20 protein-coding genes are annotated in these 21376 nt (G+C 42.6%); 13 read left to right on the top strand and 7 right to left on the bottom strand.

The window, feature by feature from the left end:
• A complete protein-coding gene (locus RV00_RS07750; RefSeq protein WP_084133267.1) occupies nucleotides 1-1269 on the top strand; it encodes a 2-hydroxycarboxylate transporter family protein in 1269 nt (422 codons plus the stop codon).
• A 20-nt stretch (nucleotides 1270-1289) separates the two neighbouring features.
• On the top strand, nucleotides 1290-2459 hold the full coding sequence (locus RV00_RS07745) for an NAD(P)-dependent malic enzyme (protein WP_071862025.1): 1170 nt from the start codon (nucleotides 1290-1292) through the stop codon (nucleotides 2457-2459).
• A 48-nt stretch (nucleotides 2460-2507) separates the two neighbouring features.
• Here the strand turns inward: RV00_RS07745 and RV00_RS07740 are convergent, their stop codons facing one another.
• The 3 genes from RV00_RS07740 to RV00_RS07730 form a co-directional block, all read right to left on the bottom strand.
• Complete coding sequence (locus RV00_RS07740) at nucleotides 2508-2834, bottom strand: hypothetical protein (protein WP_071862024.1); 327 nt, start codon at nucleotides 2832-2834, stop codon at nucleotides 2508-2510.
• A 104-nt stretch (nucleotides 2835-2938) separates the two neighbouring features.
• Complete coding sequence (locus RV00_RS07735) at nucleotides 2939-3301, bottom strand: hypothetical protein (RefSeq protein ID WP_071862023.1); 363 nt, start codon at nucleotides 3299-3301, stop codon at nucleotides 2939-2941.
• Between the two features lie 67 nt (nucleotides 3302-3368).
• A complete protein-coding gene (locus RV00_RS07730) occupies nucleotides 3369-3656 on the bottom strand; it encodes a zinc ribbon domain-containing protein (RefSeq protein WP_071862022.1) in 288 nt (95 codons plus the stop codon).
• Nucleotides 3657-3817: 161 nt separating this feature from the next.
• Here RV00_RS07730 and RV00_RS07725 point away from each other — a divergent pair, with 161 nt between their 5' ends.
• The 4 genes from RV00_RS07725 to RV00_RS07710 all read left to right on the top strand — a co-directional run bounded on the left by RV00_RS07725 (nucleotide 3818) and on the right by RV00_RS07710 (nucleotide 8822).
• Nucleotides 3818-6208: a Xaa-Pro dipeptidyl-peptidase gene (locus RV00_RS07725; protein ID WP_071862021.1), complete on the top strand. Its 2391-nt coding sequence runs from the start codon at nucleotides 3818-3820 to the stop codon at nucleotides 6206-6208.
• A gap of 96 nt (nucleotides 6209-6304) precedes the next feature.
• On the top strand, nucleotides 6305-7192 hold the full coding sequence (locus RV00_RS07720; protein ID WP_071862020.1) for a DMT family transporter: 888 nt from the start codon (nucleotides 6305-6307) through the stop codon (nucleotides 7190-7192).
• Nucleotides 7193-7265: 73 nt separating this feature from the next.
• Nucleotides 7266-8177, top strand: coding sequence for a TMEM175 family protein (locus RV00_RS07715; protein ID WP_071862019.1), 912 nt, complete (start codon nucleotides 7266-7268; stop codon nucleotides 8175-8177).
• 96 nt (nucleotides 8178-8273) lie between these two features.
• Entirely contained in the window at nucleotides 8274-8822 is a 549-nt protein-coding gene (locus RV00_RS07710) for a hypothetical protein (protein ID WP_211272379.1), read from the top strand.
• Between the two features lie 159 nt (nucleotides 8823-8981).
• Here RV00_RS07710 and RV00_RS07705 read toward each other — a convergent pair whose 3' ends face one another.
• The gene (locus RV00_RS07705; RefSeq protein WP_071862018.1) at nucleotides 8982-9311 is read right to left on the bottom strand and encodes a hypothetical protein; all 330 of its coding nucleotides are present in this window, start codon (nucleotides 9309-9311) and stop codon (nucleotides 8982-8984) included.
• A 227-nt stretch (nucleotides 9312-9538) separates the two neighbouring features.
• On the opposite strand from RV00_RS07705, the gene RV00_RS07700 reads away from it, so the two are divergent.
• Both RV00_RS07700 and RV00_RS07695 read left to right on the top strand, forming a co-directional pair.
• The gene (locus RV00_RS07700; protein ID WP_071862017.1) at nucleotides 9539-10033 is read left to right on the top strand and encodes an Lrp/AsnC family transcriptional regulator; all 495 of its coding nucleotides are present in this window, start codon (nucleotides 9539-9541) and stop codon (nucleotides 10031-10033) included.
• Nucleotides 10030-11202, top strand: coding sequence for an aminotransferase class I/II-fold pyridoxal phosphate-dependent enzyme (locus tag RV00_RS07695; protein WP_071862016.1), 1173 nt, complete (start codon nucleotides 10030-10032; stop codon nucleotides 11200-11202). The genes RV00_RS07700 and RV00_RS07695 overlap by 4 nt, the downstream gene beginning before the upstream one ends.
• A gap of 37 nt (nucleotides 11203-11239) precedes the next feature.
• Here the strand turns inward: RV00_RS07695 and RV00_RS07690 are convergent, their stop codons facing one another.
• Entirely contained in the window at nucleotides 11240-12430 is a 1191-nt protein-coding gene (locus RV00_RS07690) for an AI-2E family transporter (RefSeq protein WP_071862015.1), read from the bottom strand.
• A 245-nt stretch (nucleotides 12431-12675) separates the two neighbouring features.
• Between RV00_RS07690 and RV00_RS07685 the strand changes: the two genes are divergently transcribed.
• Nucleotides 12676-13794, top strand: a complete 1119-nt coding sequence (locus tag RV00_RS07685) for an AI-2E family transporter (RefSeq protein ID WP_071862014.1) — start codon at nucleotides 12676-12678, stop codon at nucleotides 13792-13794.
• Between the two features lie 124 nt (nucleotides 13795-13918).
• Here RV00_RS07685 and RV00_RS07680 read toward each other — a convergent pair whose 3' ends face one another.
• A complete protein-coding gene (locus RV00_RS07680; protein WP_071862013.1) occupies nucleotides 13919-15310 on the bottom strand; it encodes an amino acid permease in 1392 nt (463 codons plus the stop codon).
• A gap of 211 nt (nucleotides 15311-15521) precedes the next feature.
• On the opposite strand from RV00_RS07680, the gene RV00_RS07675 reads away from it, so the two are divergent.
• The gene (locus tag RV00_RS07675; RefSeq protein ID WP_071862012.1) at nucleotides 15522-16523 is read left to right on the top strand and encodes a phage tail tape measure protein; all 1002 of its coding nucleotides are present in this window, start codon (nucleotides 15522-15524) and stop codon (nucleotides 16521-16523) included.
• Nucleotides 16524-16560: 37 nt separating this feature from the next.
• Here RV00_RS07675 and RV00_RS07670 read toward each other — a convergent pair whose 3' ends face one another.
• Nucleotides 16561-17487 carry a response regulator transcription factor gene (locus tag RV00_RS07670; protein WP_071862011.1) on the bottom strand — a complete coding sequence of 309 codons (927 nt, stop codon included), beginning with the start codon at nucleotides 17485-17487 and terminating at the stop codon, nucleotides 16561-16563.
• A gap of 274 nt (nucleotides 17488-17761) precedes the next feature.
• On the opposite strand from RV00_RS07670, the gene ptcA reads away from it, so the two are divergent.
• From ptcA to aguA, 3 genes are all read left to right on the top strand, one after another.
• A complete protein-coding gene (gene ptcA / locus RV00_RS07665; RefSeq protein WP_071862010.1) occupies nucleotides 17762-18781 on the top strand; it encodes a putrescine carbamoyltransferase in 1020 nt (339 codons plus the stop codon).
• Between the two features lie 114 nt (nucleotides 18782-18895).
• Nucleotides 18896-20317, top strand: coding sequence for an APC family permease (locus RV00_RS07660; RefSeq protein ID WP_071862009.1), 1422 nt, complete (start codon nucleotides 18896-18898; stop codon nucleotides 20315-20317).
• Nucleotides 20271-21368, top strand: a complete 1098-nt coding sequence (gene aguA, locus RV00_RS07655; RefSeq protein ID WP_071862008.1) for an agmatine deiminase — start codon at nucleotides 20271-20273, stop codon at nucleotides 21366-21368. Before RV00_RS07660 ends, aguA begins: the two co-directional genes overlap by 47 nt.
• Nucleotides 21369-21376 lie beyond the last annotated feature (8 nt).

The following is a 21376-nucleotide window of genomic DNA, read 5'->3' as shown; positions in this document are numbered from 1 at the left end:
ATGGAGATCAAAGTTGGTTCAGTACCGTTGCCCGTGTATCTTAGTTTATCGGCTGTGATCGTGGCTACTGGATTGTTACAGCAACTGCCGGTAAATATGCTAGGCGGCTTCGCGGTGATCTTGACTTTAGGCTGGCTGTTAGGAACCATCGGCGCAAACATTCCCTTTTTAAAAAATTTTGGTGGACCTGCTATTTTATCTCTATTAGTGCCTTCTATCATGGTCTTTTTCAATTTAGTTAATCAAAATATTATAGATTCAGCGGATATGTTGATGAAGCAAGCTAATTTTCTATATTTCTACATTGCTTGTCTTGTCTGCGGCAGTATTTTAGGAATGAACCGCAAGATTTTAGTTCAAGGCTTGATGCGGATGATCATTCCCATGATGATCGGCATGATCTGTGCGATGGGTGTTGGAACGTTGGTAGGGGTGCTATTGGGACTCGATTGGCAGCATACCTTGTTCTTCATCGTAACGCCCGTCTTAGCCGGTGGGATCGGCGAAGGGATCTTGCCATTATCACTAGGTTATAGTGCGATCACCGGCTTAGGCAGCGATCAGCTGGTCGCGCAATTGATTCCAGCGACGATTATTGGGAATTTCTTTGCGATCATGTGTACGGCTTTATTGTCTCGCTGGGGTGAGAAACGTCCGGATTTATCTGGCGGCGGTCAATTAGTCAAAATGAAACAAGGAGACGATATGGCAGATGCCTTGAAAGATGATTCTGGTGCTTTTGATGTCAAGAAAATGGGAGCGGGGGTCTTAACGGCCTGTACCTTGTTCATCGCCGGCGGACTTTTACAGCATTTAACCGGATTTCCCGGACCTGTTCTAATGATCGTCGTTGCGGCGCTGTTAAAATACATCAACATCGTACCGAAAGAAACGCAGCAAGGCTCGAAACAATTGTATAAATTTATTTCTGGCAACTTCACCTTTCCATTGATGGCAGGCTTGGGCTTGCTTTATATCCCATTGAAAGATGTCGTAGGGGCATTGTCGATTCAATATTTCTTAGTCGTTATTAGTGTTGTATTCACCGTCATTGCTACTGGTTTCGTGGTTTCTCGGTTCATGAATATGTATCCCATCGAAGCGGCGATCATTTCCGCTTGTCAAAGTGGTATGGGCGGAACTGGCGATGTGGCGATCTTAAGTACCGCCAACCGTATGAACTTGATGCCCTTTGCTCAAGTTGCGACACGTTTAGGTGGCGCCATTACCGTTATTACTATGACCGCAATTTTACGGATGATTTTTTAAACATAAGGAGGAAAATAAACATGTCAGAAGATGTAAAAGAAATTGCCTTACAACAAGCGAAGCAATACGGAGGAAAGCTAGAGGTCGTACCGAAAGTCACGATCGATGACCGCCGCGAATTAAGTATCGCCTATACACCTGGAGTGGCGGCGGTCTCGTCAGCCATCGCCCAAGATAAAAAATTAGCCTATGAAATGACTACGAAAAAAAATACCGTGGCAGTCGTCAGTGATGGCTCGGCGGTATTAGGGCTAGGAAATATTGGCCCGGAAGCGGCGATGCCGGTAATGGAAGGGAAGGCGGCCTTGTTTAAACGCTTTGCCGATGTGGATTCGATCCCGATCGTTTTGGATACGCAAGATACCGAAGCAATCATCGCCACCGTCAAAGCCATCGCGCCGACCTTTGGCGGGATCAATTTAGAAGATATTAGTGCGCCACGCTGTTTTGAGATCGAACAGCGCTTGATCGAAGAGTGTGACATTCCGATTTTTCATGACGACCAGCACGGCACCGCCATTGTAGTTTTGGCGGCGGCCTTCAATAGTTTGAAATTGATTGGAAAGACGTTAGCCGAGGTGAAGATCGTGGTGAATGGCGGCGGTTCTGCTGGTCTTTCTGTAACGAAAAAATTCTTGGCGGCAGGTGCGAAGGATATCGTTGTGGTAGATAAGGCAGGGATCATCAATGAAGCCGAGGCGAAAAATTTGGCACCGCATCACGCGGCGATTGCCAAAGTCACAAACCGCCAACATTTATCTGGCGATCTCCAAACAGCTTTAAAAGATGCGGATATTTTTATCGGTGTTTCGGCCCCTGGCGCATTGAAACAGGAGTGGATCAAAGAAATGGCAGAAAAACCTGTAATCTTCGCGATGGCGAATCCGACACCGGAAATTTTCCCAGACGAAGCATTAGCAGGCGGGGCGTATATCGTCGGCACCGGCCGGAGTGATTTTCCCAATCAGATCAATAATGTCTTAGCCTTTCCGGGAATTTTCCGTGGGGCACTGGATGCACGGGCACGAAAAATCACCGTCGATATGCAAATTGCGGCAGCCAAAGGCATTGCTAGTCTAATTTCGGAGGCAGAGCTGAGTACCACCAATATCATCCCTGACGCTTTTCAACCAGGAGTTGCTAAAGTCGTGGCAGCGGCCGTGAGTGAAGCCGTATTGACCACCGTTTAAAATCAATTAAAGCCGGTCCTGTCAATTGAGGATCGGCTTTTGCTGGTTCTATTTAAGCGAAGCCAAGATAGCTTGCTTGATTTTATCTATATTTCCCGTCACGATGTCTTGGCTGGCGATTATTAGGCCAGTTTCTTTGAGTGCTTCTGGAAGATAGCGAGCATCCAGCTCATTAAAGATAACGATATCGGCAGTGACAGGCGGGTGTTGGGCACTGTCATAGCTGATAAATTGAAGTGCTATTTCTGGTTGCAAGGCGGAAATTAGTTCCGTTTGAAATTTTTTGGCGCCAAATCCATTTAACGAAGCAAACGAGCCAAAAGGGCTACCGCCATCGTTTAGATTGATTGAATAGATCCAGACTGCTTTTTTCATGATGTTAACTCCTTTAGTAAGTATGATTAAAAGATATAAATAAAAATGACAATTAGAAGCTAATCCTTTTTAATGAGGATTGGCTTTTATTTATATAGAAGAAATTAAATCATTCGCGGATCAAGCTTGGTCCCGCTGACTAAAAAGTCTTTTCCTGTCAGCTGCAATTCTTCGCTGATTAGAACCGCCAGTTTTTCGGCCGAAATTAAGGTATTGACGCGATAAAGCTTAGAGCCATAGTTGGTCCATTCACCAATGTACAGCAGTCCGCCGACTCCGCGAATATCCGGCTTGCTATGATAAAATAAAACCATATAATCTTGAATTCGCTGGCCGTTCACCGTACGAAGCAAATCTTTTCCGTTTCGTTCAATCGGGCGACCGACCTTTTCGTATAAGGCTAAAGGCTCTCTGCCCCAAATATCCCGTGGTGCTTCTTCAGGTTCTGCTTTATGCTTGAAAAACATCTACATCCACTCCAATGGTAAAGGCTTTCATTGGAAGGATTATCTCACTAGCTCTGACTTTTGTCTATCAACTATTCTCGTTATACTTTTTCCAGCGTTTCAATTCAGGAAAGAAGCCGTACATCATTTTAGCCGCTTCTTCTTTTGTTTGCCCATGTTCTGTTAACAGACCGGATTGATCCATATGCTTCAGGCTGATAGCAATCATTTCTTCCATCGTGTGATCGTCGGTGAAGGCACCGTGTTTATAGCAATATAAGCAATAGTCCGTATTTTTTGCGCCGTCGTGTTCCGTGCCGTAAAGCCCCTCCGTAAGCGGCATCCCGCAACTTTGGCAAAATACTGTCTCTTCCATAAAAAAATCCCCCTTTAAGGCAAGCGTTTTCATTGAACTTTAACCGAACTTGCCGAATGTTTTTGTTATAATTATTTTATCAGAAAAAAAGGATGTTCGTCTAACTTTTCCCAACTGTTAGTAGGGCCTATTTTTCGGTTCAAAAAGAAGGAGAGATATCTATGAAAATAAATCAATTTGGTCTTAAACGCGTCTCTTTAGACGAAGCTAAAAAAGAATTGCGGCAAGTGGGCTTTTTAACGATGGATTCAGACCGAGACGGTACAAAACTGTATTTTGAATTTTTACGTAAAAGCTTTTTGACTGTGACAGATGACAGCGGCTTTATCAGCAAGCTTGGGAATTTTTTAGCAGATTCAACAACCGATTTAGCGGCTTTCTATCAAGGGAGTGGTCCGCTGACAAAGGAAGTTTTTTATACGGTCGGTCTGCAGTTATTGGACTTTGAACCGACGATCGACTTTGATGAGAAAAAAGTTTTAGCCGAAGTCGACCGAATCGGCGTCCCTATGATTGACGGCGATTTTTCCATTCGCGAGACAGTGATCGAAGCGTGGTATTTATTATTGACCAGCCACACGAAAAACGGCTTGAATTATTTAGACAAGCTAGCTGCTGAAGGTTTCTATTTAGACAAAGAAGTCAGTAAACCTTTCTTCTTTAACGGCAAAGCGCAGGCGGTCTTTGATACGTCTCGTTTGATTCGCGAAGTTGTTTATGTGGAAGCACCGTTAGATACCGATCAAGATGGTCAGCGTGATTTATTGAAATTAGAAATTTTGCGTCCGGTGGAAACGGAAGACGGCTTACAAGTAGCGACTTTATTTACGGCGAGTCCTTACAGCCAAGGCGTCAACGGGCCTGCCGGCGAAGAATTGACTTATGATGTCAATGTGCCGTTAGAACGCAAAGAGCCAACCGAAACCACCTATGAAGAGATTCAATACAAAGCTCAGTCCGTCGAATTGCCGGCTGAACGAGCAGTCAAGGGCAAGGCGACCCATGCGACGGAAACCTTTACGAAAGAAAACAATCACAGCTTGAATGATTTCTTCTTAGCCCGCGGCTTTGCGGTAGTTTATGGCGCTGGGATCGGTACGCGCGACTCTGATGGAATCCAAACTTGCGGTTCGGTGGAGCAGACGACGGCGATGGTTGCCTATATCGAATGGTTGGCGGGCAATCGCCGGGCCTTCACGAACCGAACTGACAATATTCGCATCAAAGCTTGGTGGAGCAACGGTAAAGTAGCCATGACGGGAAAATCTTATTTGGGTACTTTGGCGACTGCCTGTGCTACGCGGCAAGTTGAAGGCTTAGAAACGATTATTTCGGAAGCGGCGATCTCTGATTGGTATCAATATTATCGTGACAACGGACTAGTCATTGCGCCAGGTGGATTCCCTGGAGAAGACGCGGACGTACTCGCAATCGAAACCTTCAGTAAAATGCGTAACGCCGGTGACTACCTCCATAGCAAAAAATTCTTTTTAGATTACTTGAAGCAAATGGCAGACTTGCAAGACCGCAAGACCGGCAATTATAATACCTTTTGGGATGAGCGAAATTATTTGCCATTCATCAAAGACATCAAGTGTGATGTGGTGATGGTCCATGGTTTGAATGACTGGAATGTGAAACCCCGGCAAGTTGCTGATTTGTGGGATGCTTTGAAGGAGGTACCGGTGGCGAAGAAATTGATTTTGCATCAAGGACAACACATTTATATCAATAATATGCCATCATTGGATTTCCAAGACATGATGAATTTATGGTTGAGTCATAAGCTTTACGGCGTGGAAAACAATGCCAAAGAGCTTCTGCCAGACATCGTGTACCAAAAAAATACCGAAGTCGAAACCTGGGAGACTTTGAGGGATTGGGCGCCTGCTAGTGAGCAAGTCTTCTATTTAAATCAGACTGCGTTGGCTGAAACAGCTGGGTCAGGGCAAGTGACTTTCAATGATCAATTACCAAAAGAACAATACGAAGGCTACACTAAAAATATCGCGTTATGGGAAAAAGAATTGAAGGAAACGGGGCCGATGGACGGTCATCGTTATTTAGCTAAAACGGAGGCTCTAACCAAAGACCTGTTCTTAAACGGCCGCCCAAAAGTCAAAATCAAAGTCGCATCGAGTGTTGATCTAGGAATGTTGAGCTTTGAATTGATCGACTTCGGCCAAGCAAAACGGTTGAAGCCCGTACCAGATACCTTGGCGTTACATGGCTTACCATTAGGCCGAAATTGGCGTGAAGACAATCTGGTCGAATTCAAATTAGGGGCAGAAGATGAGTATAAATTGATTACTCGAGGTCATATCAATTTACAAAATCGAGAAAATCCGTGGAAAGTGAATGATTTGAAAGCCGGTGAATTTGTTGAGATCGAGCTTGCTTTGCATCCGACATTGTATCATTTACCAGCTGGCCGCCAAATCGGTCTGGCCGTTTACGGTACGGACTTTGGCATGACAGTGCGCGGCAATCAAGCAATTGACTATACCTTGGATTTAAGTGAATCACAGGTGATTTTGCCATTAGGTGAGTAGGTTTTAAATGAAAGAGACAAGCACAATTTTTTTGAGCTTGTCTCTTTTTTTGTTTTCTTAATGCTATAATGAGAAAAAAATGATAAGGAGCACAGAATGAAAGGTAAGGGAGTGGCGCTGGCTTGTTCAGCGGGGAGTTTATGGGCGTTGTCAGGCATTATGTGCCAATTATTATTTGAACAATATGGGGTCTCCCCAGAGTGGCTCGCTAGTGTGCGGCTGCTTGTGTCGGGGATTTTATTGACTAGTTTTCATTTGACCCAGAAGCAGCGAGTACGAAAAAAATTTACGCCGAAGGATCTGATCGGGCTGCTGCTTTTTTCCTTGGTTGGGATGTTGGGGGTCCAGTACACGTATTTCAAAGCGATCCAATACAGCGGTGCGGCGATCGCCACGATCTTGCAGTTTACCGGACCGATTTTTATTTTTCTGTTCTTAGTCTTTAATCGGGAAAAGAAAATCAATTTGTTAGAAGTCTTTTTGTTGTTAGTGACCTTTGGTGGGGTCTTCTTGATCGTGACAGAAGGCCAGCTACAAAGCTTGAATATCTCTCAAATGGGCTTTGTGATGGGGATTTTATCGGCGTTGACCTTGGCTTTTTATACAGTGCAGCCACGAAGCTTATTAGTGCGCTACGGTGAGATGCGGATCGCCGGGCTAGGGATGCTGATTGCGGGAATCGTGTTTCAGCCAATCCAGCCTCTTTGGCGGCCGGGCTTTCAGCTAGATGCCTTTTCGCTGTTTTTGGTAATCAGCATTATCATTTTTGGAACAGCGCTGCCCTTTTTATTCCAATTATCCAGTTTACGATTTATTGAGGCGTCGCTTGCTGGTGTCTTGACGGTGGTTGAGCCGATTCTTGCGACGATCTTAAGCGTCCTGTTATTTCATAGTCACTTTGCACCGGTTCAATTGATGGGCTTTTTGCTAGTGATTGGTTCGGTAATCCTATTAACTCGTTTATCGAATAAGCCGGTGACCTGATTCTTTTTAGTCTATTCTTCTGAATACTCTTTTTTGCCAGATTGAGCTATGATAGGGGTGAGGAGTTGAGAAAATGAAGGAACGAGTCGTTGTGTTCGGCGATGCCATCATCGCGATTATTTTGACTATTATTGTTTTAGAGCTGCCGATTCAATATGGAAGTACTGGTACGGTAGATATCCATTCACTGTTTAGTGCAGTCGGGATTTATTTTATCAGCTTTTGTTTTGTGGCGAATCTTTGGTTCCAAACGGCCTATGCCTTTAATCGGATCGAGCAAGTAAAAAATAAAAATTTAGTGATTTACTTATTGCTGCTATTTTTCCTTTCATTGGTGCCCTCGGCGACGCGATTATTGATTGAGGATACGATTCAACAAACGATCTTGATTTATGGTGTGCTGACTTTGATCGTGATACTGATCATGCGCCGCTTAATCGTCACCTTGACGGAACAGGCGATTAGTGACGAGAAATCGCGGAAGCGGCGAGTCACTGAATTGAATCGTCAAGATATGGTAGCGATTGGTTTTCGAATCGCGTTATTAGTTTTTGGACATTTTTATGTTCGGGCTGCTTTGATTATTTATTTAATTTTGCCAATCTTGGCCTTTTTACAAAATATTGTCGATCGCGAGGAAGACGATCTAGTCGCTTCTCTGGATACAGAACAACAGGCGGATTATTTCCAATACCGCAATAAATTATGGGGCAATACGATGAATCGTTATTCACGTTTATTGCGGGATTCCATGAAGGCTAATTCAAGTGAAAATCCGGATCGCTGGAAGCAGATCATGGATGAATGGGGCCAACAGATTCAACAAGAGGTTGAAGAACGGCAGAAAAACTTGTCTAAGCTAAGTGGACCGGAGCAGCATCGGGTCGAGATGGAGATTTCTCGTCTGCAACAGCAGCAGCAAAAGTTAGCCAAACAAAAAGAAATGACGGAAAAAAGAATGCAGCTGCGTAATGAGAAACGCTAAAAGTCAGGACAGATCATGGACTCGTGATTTGTCTTGGCTTTTTTTTAATCCCTTTATATAATGAAGTATAAATATCGCAAAGGAGTTGTTTAGAAAATGGACTTGACGATGATCGAACACCCCATCAAAATGTATATCCGTCGTGATCTAGGCATTACGGTTGAACAATTTGGCAAATTAGCGGGGATTCCTCAATCAACCCTGGCGACGTGGATCAAACGGGAACGGCGAGTGGAGAAATTACCGATCGATTTTTATCAAGCATTAGCGACGGTACGTAAACAAAAAATTGAAACCGTTTATCGTGAATTATTAGTGTGGCAGCAACGGTATGACCGCTACAGGCAGGAAAGTATCCAATCGCTAACAGAAGAAAAGCCGTTGTTTTCGTTAGCAGCAGCAGAAGGGCGGAAGATTTATCAACTGTATCGCGGGCGTCAGGCGGAAAGTCAGTTGCTAGAACCAATGAAACGATTGCGTCAGGCGATCGACCAATTAGACGCTGCTGCTTTCGTTCAAGCGTTGATCGAGATTTATGGTATGGTGGCAGCACCGATGCCGACGTGGGTCGCTAAGTCTTTCAACAAAACTGAATTGAAGGAGATCGGTCAGGCTTTTTACAATGAATTATTGATTAAAGGGTAAGAAAAAAGAAGCGAGGGTTCGCTTCTTTTTGTTTCTTAGTTTATAAAGAAAGCATAAATTTTTCACATGAATCAATCGCTTTACGGCAGGTCTAGCCATGTCCGACTTCACGAATTCGATTTATCGGCAATAAGCCAAACGAGTTCGCGAAAGCCTTTCTTATAGTTCTTCCTGTACAGTCTCAGTGATTTTTTTCAGCTCATCAGTCATTAGACCTGAATGCTTGATAATGTCTGACACGCGCAAGAAACTGTTTTTATACATAGCAACTTCGCGAAATTTCTTGTATTTTTCCTCGATCTCATTAAAAGTCGCGGCTTTTCGCTCATCTTTTTCGACGGTCTCTGAGCTGTTGACATAGTGCATCCCTAAAAAAGATAGCGCGTCATTGATTCCATCTAAAAAAGCTTCATATTCTTCTTGCCGAATCTTGCCATCGGCCAAGCGTTGTCTCTGTTTTTCAATAAATAATTCGATTACTGGCTCCATTCACAATCCTCCTGTCTATTTACGATTTTCTAGTTAATCATCCCATATATTGTACTATGAAACGAGCTTTTTGTGTTATAAAAAAGTAAAATATTTTTTGAACTTCGGTGGAAACGATGCTAAAAACGAATTTTTAAAATTTATTTGACAGTTTTTCTTTTTTTAGGAATAATTAAGGAACAGATTAGAAAAAGCTGATAGTTTGTTAAACCAAAGGAGAGTTTCCCATGGATCAAAAGAAACGAAAACAATTATTGAAATTGATTGAAGCGGATTGCCGCTTGAGTATGGAAGAATATGCAGTGATGCTAGGCGAAGAGAAAGTGATTGTTCAGGCGGAAATTAAACGACTAGAACAAGAAAAAGTCATTTGCGGCTATCGAGCCCTGATTGATTGGGATAAAGTCGAGGATGATTGGATCGAAGCCTTAGTAGAGGTTCAAACGATCCCTAAAGGTGAAGAAGGTTATCGCGAGATCGCTGAGCGGGTGCGAAAATTTCCAGAAGTCAAATCCTTCTTTTTTGTTAGCGGCGGTTTTGATTTTGTTTTGTTATTACAAGGCCGCAACATCAAGGAGATCTCTAAGTTTATTTCCAATAATTTAGCCTCGATCCCAGATGTTTCTGGGACTCAGACGCATTTCTTATTAGATAAATACAAAGAGTGGGGCGTTGATCTATATCAAGATGATTCCGACCCTAGAATTCAGGTGAGTCCATGAGAAATTTTTTAGCGAAAAAGATCACAGAACTGCAGCCCTCTGGGATTCGTAAATTTTTTGATATTGTCTCAGAACAACCGGATGCGATCTCACTTGGAGTGGGGGAGCCTGATTTTGATACTCCGTCACACATGATGCAAGAAGGTGTCCGCTCGATTCAAGAGGGGCGAACCTTTTATACCGCTAATGCGGGGTTGTTGGAGCTGCGGCAAAAAATCAGTGACTACTTACAGTTTCGCAACCATGTCCACTACGATCCGAAAAGCGAGATCATCGTGACTGTCGGCGGCAGTGAAGCCATCGACATGGCGTTGCGGATCTTTGTAGAGGCGGGTGATGAGGTGATCATCCCGCAGCCAAGCTTTGTTTGCTACGAACCGATCGCGCAAATGGTCGGCGGCGTACCTGTAACGATCAATTTACAGTCACAAAATCAATTTAAGCTGACACCGGAGGAGCTGGAAACGGCGATCACGGAAAAAAGTAAAATTTTGATCCTGTCTTATCCTAATAATCCCACAGGGGCGACGATGGATCGGGAAGCTTTGATAAAAATCGCGGATGTCGTGAAGAAACATGACCTCCTAGTCATTTCCGATGAAATCTACGCGGAATTGGTTTATGATGAGCCCTTTGTCAGTATCTCTGAATTGCCTGGGATGCGGGAGCGGACGATCGTGATCAATGGCTTTTCCAAAGGCTTCGCCATGACCGGCTGGCGGCTAGGTTTTGTGGCGGGACCGGAAGTATTCATGGAACAGTTGTTGAAGCTGCATCAATACACGATTATGGCGGCACCAACCGCAAGTCAGTACGCGGCGTTGGCAGGCTTGAAAGATGATTGGCAAGAGACGGTCGAGCCGATGCGGCTGTCTTATGAAGAGCGACGCAATTACTTGCACCACGCGCTAGAAAAAATGGGCTTGCCTTGTTATCAAGCCAAAGGGGCCTTTTATCTGTTTCCGCAAATCAGTCAATTTGGCTTAAGCAGTGAGGAATTTGCTATGAAGCTATTGGAGGAAGAAAAACTAGCGGTGATTCCTGGTTCTGCCTTTGGTCAAAGCGGTGAAGGCTTCTTACGTTTATCTTATGCCTATTCGATTTATGAACTGAAAGAAGCTATCCAACGCTTGGAACGCTTTGTATTGCGCTTAAATCAAGATAAATAAAAGTTGCAGACGAGCCTCTTGTTCGTCTGCAACTTTTTTAATTATTCGGATACTCTTCTTGCGAAAATTCGGTGTCTTCATACTCGCCGTCATCATTGCCATAATAACGATTGTAACGTTGCTTAAATTTGCGGAAGAGGAAGACGCCAAAGGCTTTAAAGACGGTGTAGGTCGGAATCCCAAAGACTAAACCGAATAGACCGAACAAGTTTCCCATGACTAATAAAACTAATACGATTGTTACTGGATGTACCTTCAACTGGTCGCCTAAAACTTTAGGTTCGATCACGTTACCGTTTAGGATTTGTTCAACAATCCAGACCACAAGTAAGCCTAATAGCATTTGGAAAGAGTGTAGCAAAGCAATCACGGCGCAAGGGACAAAGGCAATGAAGGGTCCAATGTAGGGAATGAAAGAAGTCACAGTCACTAAAATAGCTAAAGGCAAGCCATACGGCATACCAATAATTAAGAAGCCAATAAAAACGATCAAGCCATTCGCCAAAGCAACAATGAATTGTCCTTTCAAATAATCCCCAACTTGGCTATTCAAGATCGCTCCCAGCTCCTTTGAGTCTTCACGAAACCTAGGCGGCAGCAGTTTCAAAAAGTAGCGGTAAAACTGGCTGGCATCCTTCAATAAGAAGAAGGTGATAATGGGTGCAGTAAATAAAATGACGAAAAAGCCACTGACGGTTGAGAATAAGTCCCCAACAAAACTTTGGATGTCACCCAAAGAATTAGACAATGTATTGAACACTTGATAGACCACATCTTCCACCGAGTCGAAAAGTTCTTCCAGCGGATTTTGCAGTACCGTTCCAGACAATAGCTCCTCCAAAGCTTGATTAAAATTTTCGACGTGCTGAGGAAAGTCATTGACTAAACTAGCCGTCTGACTATAAATCCGCGGGACCGCCCAAATAATGATGGCTGCAATAAGCAACAGTAGCATGACGACAATGCCGATAATCGAGTAGAGGCGTTTAACGCCCTTTTTTTCAAAAAAATTCACGATCGGGTCTAACAAGTAATACAAGATCAGTGCTAATAAAAGCGGTGCAAAAACTGTTTTAAAAATAACCAGCACTGGGTTGAAGATGAAGCGCACATGATAAAATACAAAAATCAGGGCTCCCAGCAAAACTCCAGCAATTAGTGTAAAGATGAGGTTTCGGCCGCCGATAAACTTGATCCAACGGGTCGCCTTTGTCGAAGGTCGTTCCATTTTTATCAAATCCTTTTTTCTTTTATTGTAGCGAAGAAAAAACTTATAAACAAAAAATAGGCTTAAGAAAGGATTAGAAAAACTGGATCACAATGAATTAGATTTACTTTTCAGGATAAAATTTTGTAAATTATCACAAAAATCTTTTTTAATTTTAGCAAAAGCGTTCTTACTTTTTATGATTAATGATAAGATGAAGCCATATCCTATTGGGTAAGAATTTTTGACTTAAAAAGGAGGCTTTTATGCTGACACGTTTCAAGCAATCCAAGCTGTTTTTCTGGACAGTTGAGATTGTCTTAACTATCATCGGTATTTATTTTTTATTACAAATGCCAAATATTTTTAAACCAGTGATGGGGATGCTTTCCGCAATTTTATTACCCTTATTAACTGCGGGTTTTCTTTATTACATGTTTGATCCTATCGTCGTCTTTTTAGAGGAGCGAGGGGGCGTACCGCGAGTCGTCGGTTTTTTGATCTCCTTTGTTGTGCTGGCAGTTGTGATCGTCTTGATCATGATGAATGTGGTACCGAAGATGATCGAACAGACGGTCCAACTGACTCAAAATCTACCGGTGTACGCGGAAGAATCCGGCCGTTGGTTAAATGAATTGGCCAATAAAGAAGAATTCAAAAATTTTAATTTAGAAGAGCAGTTAGCCTCGGCGAACTTAACGATCAATAATTTAGTGAAGCTGGGAATCGTTAGCGTGACTTCGAGTTTGTCACGGATCATGAGCTTTGCGATGAAATTTTTAGTCTTGTTGTTTACCGTGCCCTTTATTTTGATTTTTATGTTTAAAGATGGTCACAAATTCTTAGACGCTGTCTCACAGTTCTTCCCGCTGTCCATTCGCAAGGAGTTACGGCAAACGGTTCGGGAATTGAATGAGACATTATCAGCGTATATTAGCAGCACAGTCTTAGATGCGTTCATCATCGGGATCTTGAGCTTCATCGCAATGACGATCTTTGGTCAGCCCTATAGCTTGTTGTTAGCGATTTTCTGTGGGGTCACCAATATCATTCCTTATGTGGGCCCGTTTATCGGAGCTGTGCCAGCAGTGATTGTCGGACTGTTTGTTTCACCGTTGCAGGCGCTCTACATGGCGATCTCCGTGTTGGTCATTCAGCAATTAGACGGCAATTTGATCAAACCGTTGCTATTTGGCAAGTCACTGAATATCCACCCGTTAACGATCATTCTCGTTTTGATCGGGGCCGGGAGTGTGGCGGGAATCGTCGGCATGCTGATCTGTATTCCGGTCTATGCGGTAATTAAAACATTAATCATCAACATCCATAAAATCTATCAGCTGCGGCGTGAAAGTCAGTTGTTTAAGGACAACAGCGAAGGATAGAAAAAACCACTCGTCAGTTGTTCGCCTAATCGGTGAGCAGCTTGTGAGTGGTTTATTTTGAAAGCTAATTAGTATCTACTTGTGAAAATTTTAAATAAAAACCAGTTGGAAAAAATAACTGGTTTTAATGATGCTTGCCAAAATGATGAAAAATTCTGCCGAAAATCGGTTTGTTCCGTTCGTATTTGAAATGATAGATCAGCAAAAGAGCAATGAACCAGATTGGTGAAAAGATCAACGCCTCGCGCGTATCAGACGCTAGTGCTAAGACGAACAAAACAAAAAGCAGAAAGGCGAAAACCAAATAGCTGGTATAAGGAAAGAGCGGGAGCTTAAATGTATTTCCTTTGGTTTGCGGATTGGTTTTCCGATAGCGCATATGGGTGTAGACGATCATCCCCCAAATAAAGATGAAGCAGATTGTCGCGATCGAGCTAATGATCGTAAAGATTCGACTTGGGACGAAAAAGTTCAAAATCACTGCGATGAAAATTACCAAAGTTGAAAAAACTAACGCATTTCCTGGCACACGATGACGAGTCAATTTTTTAAATGAAGCAGGAGCGCTGCCTTCTTGGGCTAACGAACGAATCATCCGGCTCGTGCTGTAGATCGCGCTGTTACAAGCGGACATCGCCGAACTCAAGACGACTAAATTGACGATTGATGCTGCCGCAGCGATCCCAATCTCAGAAAAGACTTGGACGAAAGGACTTTGCTCTGCCGACAAGCTAGTCCAAGGATAGATCGACATGATCATTAGTAACGAACCAAGGTAAAACAAAATGATCCGCAAAGGAATATTATTGATCGCTTTTGGTAAAACTTTACCAGGATCAGAGGTCTCGCCACCGATCAAACCAACTAGTTCGACTCCGCAAAAGGCAAAGGTCGCCATTTGAAAGGAGAGCGCGAAGCCCATACCGCCTTTGGGAAAGAAACCGCCATGGCGCCACAAATTACTAAGTGATACCGGGCCGGCAGTTGTCTTGAAGCCGGTGATCAACATCAGCGCACCGGTGACAATCAAGGCGATAATCGCAACGACCTTGATTAAGGCAAACCAAAATTCCATTTCACCAAAAAGACCAACGGCCACCATATTCAGACTTAATAATAGAACTAAAGCGATAATTTCCGGCAACCATTGAGGAATATTCGGCAGCCAGTAGCTGACATAGAGACCAGAAGCTGTAAGATCGGCCATCGCAATCGCGATCCAGCAGAACCAATAAGTCCAGCCAGTCACAAAGGCGGCTTTTTTCCCTAAGTAATCAGCAATGAAATCTAAGAATGAATGATAATTTAAATTTGATAACATTAATTCACCTAAAGCCCGCATTATCAAGAAAATAATACAGCCAGTGATGGTATACGATAAAAGAATGGAGGGGCCGGTCAGCTGGATTGTTTTACCAGAGCCTAGAAACAATCCTGTCCCAATCGCGCCTCCAATCGAAATTAACTGAACGTGACGATTTTTTAATCCTCTATCCAATTCCTCATGACTTTCCAATTGAATCAGTCCTTTTTTTAAGAATAGAGAAATTTTAGCAGAAATTTTCTTAGACAGCCTATGATAACTTGTAAAATAATAAAACGGTGAGAAGGTTCTAATAAATTTAAAATAACAGATTATCAAAGAGTTACTAAAGATTTTGCTATAAATTGTACCTAGCGATAGCTAAAATGCTATAATATTGGAAATTACAGAAGGGGGAACCGATTTGGATAAAAAGAAAATCGGTTGGCTAGTTTTAGGACTAATCGTTATTGTGGCTCTGTCCTTTGCCGGCTACCGAATTTATCAAGATAAGGTGACTCAGACGGAAAACGCCCACCGAAAAGTGTTAAATGAGCGGCTGACGAATTTATATGAAGATCAAAAAACGGGCTATTTCAAAGCCAATCTATCGGAGACGGCTTTTGATGATTTGACCAATGAAGTCAAAAATCAGCAAGGGAATAGTCAGACCTTGACCGATATCGAGCATGCAAAAAAGGATTTTGCGATCCAAACCGAGTTAAATGGACTTTTTGAAAGTGATGTCCTGAATGGCTTAGACTTGTCTGCCCATCCCATTTTAACTGAACCAGAGGCAGAAAAAATCAAAGAGCTGAAAAACCAACTGGCTCAAAGCACGGCGAAGGAGAAAGATTGGGGCCAAGATATGGCGATGATTTTGGGGATCGCTGAAAAGCAATCGGCTGATTACAGCAAAGCTGATAACGATTTGACCAATCTACTAAATAAAGGCAATGCCATTAGCTTATCAGACTATCTTGCTGAAGTGAGAACTTTGGCAGTTTTACCTGATGGGGTGTATAAGGAAAACTTGCTAAAAAAATTGGACCCGGTCAAGAATCAACTTGCCAATGAAAACTCTAGTTTTGCAAATGAGATCCAACAAAGCGAAGCGTCTTTAGCGGCAGCCGAAAAGACCTATCAAGAAAAACAAGCAAAAGCGTTACTGGCGCGAAACAAAGAACTAGCAGAACTTAAAAAAGAGTTGGCGGAAAAACAAGCCACCTATGATTCCTACAAAGACTTGCAAGACTCGATCAATGACAGCAAACGAGCGGAATCTTCCAGAAAACAAAAAGAATCCGAAGAATCAGACGCCAGCGACTCCTCTTCAGAATCGTCCAGCTCGACTAGTTCATCCAGTTCAAGCAGCTCTTCCAGCTCCTCAAGCCACGAGGAAAATAATCAAGCAGAGAACGAATAAAAGAAGGACGATTTTCCAGAGAAAATCGTCCTTCTTTTTACGTTGAAGCTTCATACGTTTCAAATAATGGGAAAATTTGCGTTCGTTTCTTGATCTCCAATTTAATAAAAATATTGTGAACATGGGTCTTGACGGTTCCCAAGGACAAAAAGAGCTGATCGGCGATTTCTTGATTGGAATAATGAAGCAGCAGCAACTGAAAGACTTCGCATTCTCTTTGCGTGAACTGGTGAGCATGACAAAAGCTCTGAATCAATACTGTTTGTTCCAGCTCTTCGGAAGATTCCGCTGCTTTTTCGTTGCGTTCTCTGAAGAAAAATTGAAATAGGATCAGACAGACCACAATCGAAAAGATATCCTCAGAAATACTGCGATTGTAGATTTTCGTCGTCAATGAGCTGTACTGATCGACATTGAAGATAACGAAACTGTCTTCAATAATAATCAAGAGGCTAAAGAGCAGACTAACGATACTTAATTTTTTTAAATAGCGTTGATTGACGCTGGGGATTGATAATTTGGTCCCACGCCAACAATAAAAAGCCAGATACAAGAGAAAAATTTGATTGCCTAAATAATAGAGCCAGACCTTAAAGGCGGAGTTCGCCAGGAGGGGAATAGAAAGCATCCAAATTGCTAAAACAATCAACAAACCATAATGGAACGGCTTCAGCTTTTCTTTTCGTAATGCAGCAATGATTGAGATGGAGAAGAAGGCATTTCCCATAAAAATGATCGTTTTAACGGCAGGGGCACTCATAAACGCTTGGTCATAGCTGCGGGCGAATGAATTGATAAATTCAGTCATATAAATAATGACGTTATCAAAGATGAAGAACGCAAGATAGAGACTGATCAATAAAAAGAGTTTGTTTTTTTCTTTCATATAAGAATTTATTGCGAAAGCCATCGTAATGGAATAAAGAATGATCAAAAGAATGTTGTAAACAAAGATCGCTATCATATTGAATCCCCTTTCATTTTTTAGATTAAATACCAAACGGTTTATGCAAGTATAACATTTTTTATTCTATCTTTTAGCTAAAATACGCTAAACTTTCCTCTAAACTTTTCTAAACCCGCGCGAAATAAAAGGTTTACATCTAAAAATAAACTAGTCTAGGATAGGCTCAAAAACAAAATGTTAGCGTTTACACCCTTTGGCTTATCGTAAACTAGTTCTTTTTCACCTAAAGTAAAGATGCAAAAGCAAACAAATTACTTTAGGAGGCGTCAACATGGCAAAAAGAGATTTTATTACAACTGAAAACTACACGAAGGAGGAGATTCAATACATTGTTGATTTATCATTGAAAATCAAAGCTTCTATCAAAAACGGGTTTTATCCGCCATTATTGAAAAACAAAGTGTTAGGTATGATCTTCCAACAATCTTCTACTAGAACACGGGTTTCATTTGAAACGGCGATGACGCAATTAGGTGGACACGCTGAATATTTGGCACCAGGCCAAATCCAATTAGGTGGACACGAAACAATTGAAGATACGAGCCGTGTTCTTTCCCGTTTAGTAGATATCTTGATGGCTCGAGTGGAACGTCATCATAGCGTGTATGATCTGGCTAACAATGCAACCATTCCCGTAATTAATGGCATGTCAGATTTCAACCACCCAACACAAGAATTAGGCGACTTATGTACGATGATCGAACATTTACCAGATGGCAAAAAAATTGAAGACTGTAAAGTTTCCTTCATTGGTGATGCCACACAAGTATGTTTCTCATTAGGTTTAGTTGCGACAAAAATGGGCATGGATTTTGTTCAGTTTGGTCCTAAAGGTTTCCAATTGAATGACGATCATCGGGAGAGATTAGATAAGATCTGCGCGGAATCTGGTGCAACGTACACTATCTCTGACGAAATCGAATCAATTGAAGGCTCTGACTTCGTCTACACCGACGTTTGGTATGGGTTGTATGAAGCAGAATTATCAGAAGAAGAACGCATGAGCACTTTTTATCCGAAATACCAAGTCAATGATGAATTAATGGCTCGGGCTGGCAAAGACGCGAAATTCATGCACTGCTTACCAGCAACTCGCGGAGAAGAAGTAACGGATGAAGTAATGGATGGACCAAATTCGATCTGTTTCGATGAAGCAGAAAATCGTTTGACCTCGATTCGTGGCTTATTAGTTTACTTGATGCACGACTATGCAGATAAGAACCCAATTGATGAAAAGAAAAAAGCAGCAGCAAAAGCAGATTTGGAAGTCTTTTTAGGCAAAGCACTATAGACCCCAGAGGTTGAGACGGAAATGATCTGCATATTTGAACCTTCATCAAGATTATTTCCATTCGGGGATTGAGGCAATCCTCAATCCCTGTTTCTACCGGAAAGGAAGAAAACAATGGCAGAAAACAAAAAAAAGTTTAGTTTAATGAGTGCCATATTATCCGTTATCTGTGTCGTCTTTGTAGCAGAAGCAGCGGCGCCGGTGGCGGCGATCGGAAATTCGCAATTTTTTTGGTGGATCTTCTTATTAGTAGCATTCTTATTACCTTATGGATTAATGTCATCGGAATTAGGAACGACCTATATTGGCGATGGCGGGATTTATGATTGGGTCACAAAAGCTTTCGGACATCGTTGGGGTTCCCGGGTCTCTTGGTACTACTGGATCAATTATCCGTTATGGTTGGCTTCCTTAGCAGTCGTCTGTCCAGGATTGTTGACTACGATTACAGGAATCGAATTCCCAACGATCGCAGCGATTGTGATCGAGCTGGTCTTCATTTGGGTGATCGTCTGGATCAGTTTTTATCCGGTGGCGGACAGTGTCTGGATTTTGAATGGGGCGGCAGTGATCAAGATGTTGTTGGCGATTTTGATCGGTGCGTTAGGTCTTTATACCTTTGCGACTAAAGGCGCGGCCAATGAATTTACCTTGAGCTCGATGTTGCCAAGTTTCAATTTAGACAGCTTATCCTTTATTTCGGTTATTATTTTCAACTTACTAGGTTTTGAAGTGATTTGTACCTTCGCAGATGATATGGAAAATCCGAAAAAACAAATTCCACAAGCAATTATTGTCGGCGGGCTAGTGATCGCGGCAATCTATATCTTCTCGGCCTTTGGGATCGGTGTGGCGATTCCGACTGATCAAATCAGTACCGGCAGCGGTCTGATGGACAGCTTCAAACTATTGACGGGTTCAACTGGCGGCTGGTTCATTATCTCAATGGCCTTTCTATTCTTACTGACGTTGTTCGGTAATATGATTTCTTGGTCATTAGGAGTAAATAATACGGCTTGTTACGCGGCGGAAAATGGCGATATGCCAAAAATCTTTGCGAAGCGGGGCGGAAAAGACGAAATGCCGATCGGAGCGGCAATCATGAATGGTGTGGTTGCATCGATCGTCGTTGTCATCGCACCTATCTTGCCGAATCAAGATTTATTCTGGGCCTTCTTCTCATTGAACTTAGTGATGTTCTTGATGTCTTATGTTCCAGTGTTCCCAGCCTTCTACAAATTACGCCAAATCGATCCAGATACACCGCGACCATTTAGAGTTGGCGGCAGCGATGGATTCTTGAAAGTTTTGGTGGCGTTACCAATGATTATGATTATTATTTCATTGATCTTTACCGCACTACCACTGCAATTTGATCCAGCAAGTTTAAGTGAGCAACTGCCGATCACGATCGGAGCTGTCGTCTTCACACTCTTTGGTGAAGCGATCATACATGTGAAAAAAATCAAAAAAGAAGGAGTAATTTATCATGGCGAAGAGAATCGAAAAAACAACACCGAAACAAGACGGGTTTAGAATGCCCGGAGAATATGAACCGCAGGAAAAAGTTTGGATGATTTGGCCAGAACGTCCAGATAATTGGCGTGACGGAGGCAAACCAGCACAAGCGGCCTTTACTGAAGTAGCCAAAGCTATCAGTAAATTCACACCGATGAATGTCGTGGTTTCACAACAACAATTCCAAAACTGTCGTCGTCAATTACCAGAAGATATCACGGTTTATGAAATGTCTAACAACGACGCGTGGATCCGTGACTGCGGCCCAAGTTTCGTGATTAATGACAAAGGCGAATTACGCGGCAATGACTGGGGCTTCAATGCTTGGGGTGGTCTTGTTGACGGTTTGTATTTCCCATGGGATCAAGATGATTTAGTGGCGCAAAAAATTTGTGAGATCGAGCATGTTGATTCTTATCGGACAGCTGATTTTATTTTAGAAGGTGGCTCTTTCCACGTTGATGGCGAGGGTACGGTTTTAACGACTGAAATGTGTCTATTAAGTGAAGGCCGTAACCCCCATATGACGAAAGAAGAGATCGAACAAAAATTATGTGACTATTTGAATTGTGAAAAAGTATTATGGTTAGGTGACGGGATCGATCCGGAAGAAACGAATGGACACGTAGATGACGTAGCTTGCTTCGTCCGTCCAGGTGAAGTGGCTTGTATCTACACTGAAGATGAAAAGAGTCCATTCTACGAAGCGGCGCAGGATGCCTACAAACGTCTGAGTGATATGACTGACGCGAAGGGCCGGAAATTAAAAGTTCATAAGATCTGCTGCCCAATTGAAACGGTCACCATCGATGGCAATTTCAAAATCGATTACGTAGAAGGCACCATGCCGCGTGAGGATGGAGATATCTGTATCGCGTCATACATGAACTATTTAGTAACAAATGGGGGCGTAATTGTTCCGCAATACGGCGACAAGAACGATGCCTTAGCTTTGGAACAATTGGAAATGATTTTCCCGGATAAAGAAATTGTGGGCGTAAATACGGTAGAAATCGTGTATGGCGGCGGAAATATCCACTGTATTACACAACAGCAACCACAAAGATAGGAGTCTCT

The organism is Enterococcus devriesei (genome assembly GCF_001885905.1).
In the GTDB taxonomy this organism is placed as follows: Bacteria; Bacillota; Bacilli; order Lactobacillales; family Enterococcaceae; genus Enterococcus_A; species Enterococcus_A devriesei.
The sequence above is the reverse complement of the archived record's forward strand: the minus strand, read 5'-3'. Positions and strand labels throughout refer to the sequence as shown.

Excerpts from the sequence above, each read along its gene's own strand:
- RV00_RS07710 (WP_211272379.1), top strand. The coding sequence starts at position 8,274 with ATGGACTTGACGATGATCGAACACCCCATCAAAATGTATATCCGTCGT.
- ptcA (WP_071862010.1), top strand. The coding sequence starts at position 17,762 with ATGGCAAAAAGAGATTTTATTACAACTGAAAACTACACGAAGGAGGAG.
- RV00_RS07735 (WP_071862023.1), bottom strand. The coding sequence starts at position 3,301 with ATGTTTTTCAAGCATAAAGCAGAACCTGAAGAAGCACCACGGGATATT.
- RV00_RS07670 (WP_071862011.1), bottom strand. The coding sequence starts at position 17,487 with ATGATAGCGATCTTTGTTTACAACATTCTTTTGATCATTCTTTATTCC.
- RV00_RS07745 (WP_071862025.1), top strand. The coding sequence starts at position 1,290 with ATGTCAGAAGATGTAAAAGAAATTGCCTTACAACAAGCGAAGCAATAC.
- RV00_RS07700 (WP_071862017.1), top strand. The coding sequence starts at position 9,539 with ATGGATCAAAAGAAACGAAAACAATTATTGAAATTGATTGAAGCGGAT.
- RV00_RS07740 (WP_071862024.1), bottom strand. The coding sequence starts at position 2,834 with ATGAAAAAAGCAGTCTGGATCTATTCAATCAATCTAAACGATGGCGGT.
- RV00_RS07695 (WP_071862016.1), top strand. The coding sequence starts at position 10,030 with ATGAGAAATTTTTTAGCGAAAAAGATCACAGAACTGCAGCCCTCTGGG.
- RV00_RS07730 (WP_071862022.1), bottom strand. The coding sequence starts at position 3,656 with ATGGAAGAGACAGTATTTTGCCAAAGTTGCGGGATGCCGCTTACGGAG.
- RV00_RS07725 (WP_071862021.1), top strand. The coding sequence starts at position 3,818 with ATGAAAATAAATCAATTTGGTCTTAAACGCGTCTCTTTAGACGAAGCT.
- RV00_RS07715 (WP_071862019.1), top strand. The coding sequence starts at position 7,266 with ATGAAGGAACGAGTCGTTGTGTTCGGCGATGCCATCATCGCGATTATT.
- aguA (WP_071862008.1), top strand. The coding sequence starts at position 20,271 with ATGGCGAAGAGAATCGAAAAAACAACACCGAAACAAGACGGGTTTAGA.
- RV00_RS07705 (WP_071862018.1), bottom strand. The coding sequence starts at position 9,311 with ATGGAGCCAGTAATCGAATTATTTATTGAAAAACAGAGACAACGCTTG.
- RV00_RS07660 (WP_071862009.1), top strand. The coding sequence starts at position 18,896 with ATGGCAGAAAACAAAAAAAAGTTTAGTTTAATGAGTGCCATATTATCC.
- RV00_RS07720 (WP_071862020.1), top strand. The coding sequence starts at position 6,305 with ATGAAAGGTAAGGGAGTGGCGCTGGCTTGTTCAGCGGGGAGTTTATGG.
- RV00_RS07685 (WP_071862014.1), top strand. The coding sequence starts at position 12,676 with ATGCTGACACGTTTCAAGCAATCCAAGCTGTTTTTCTGGACAGTTGAG.
- RV00_RS07750 (WP_084133267.1), top strand. The coding sequence starts at position 1 with ATGGAGATCAAAGTTGGTTCAGTACCGTTGCCCGTGTATCTTAGTTTA.
- RV00_RS07690 (WP_071862015.1), bottom strand. The coding sequence starts at position 12,430 with ATGGAACGACCTTCGACAAAGGCGACCCGTTGGATCAAGTTTATCGGC.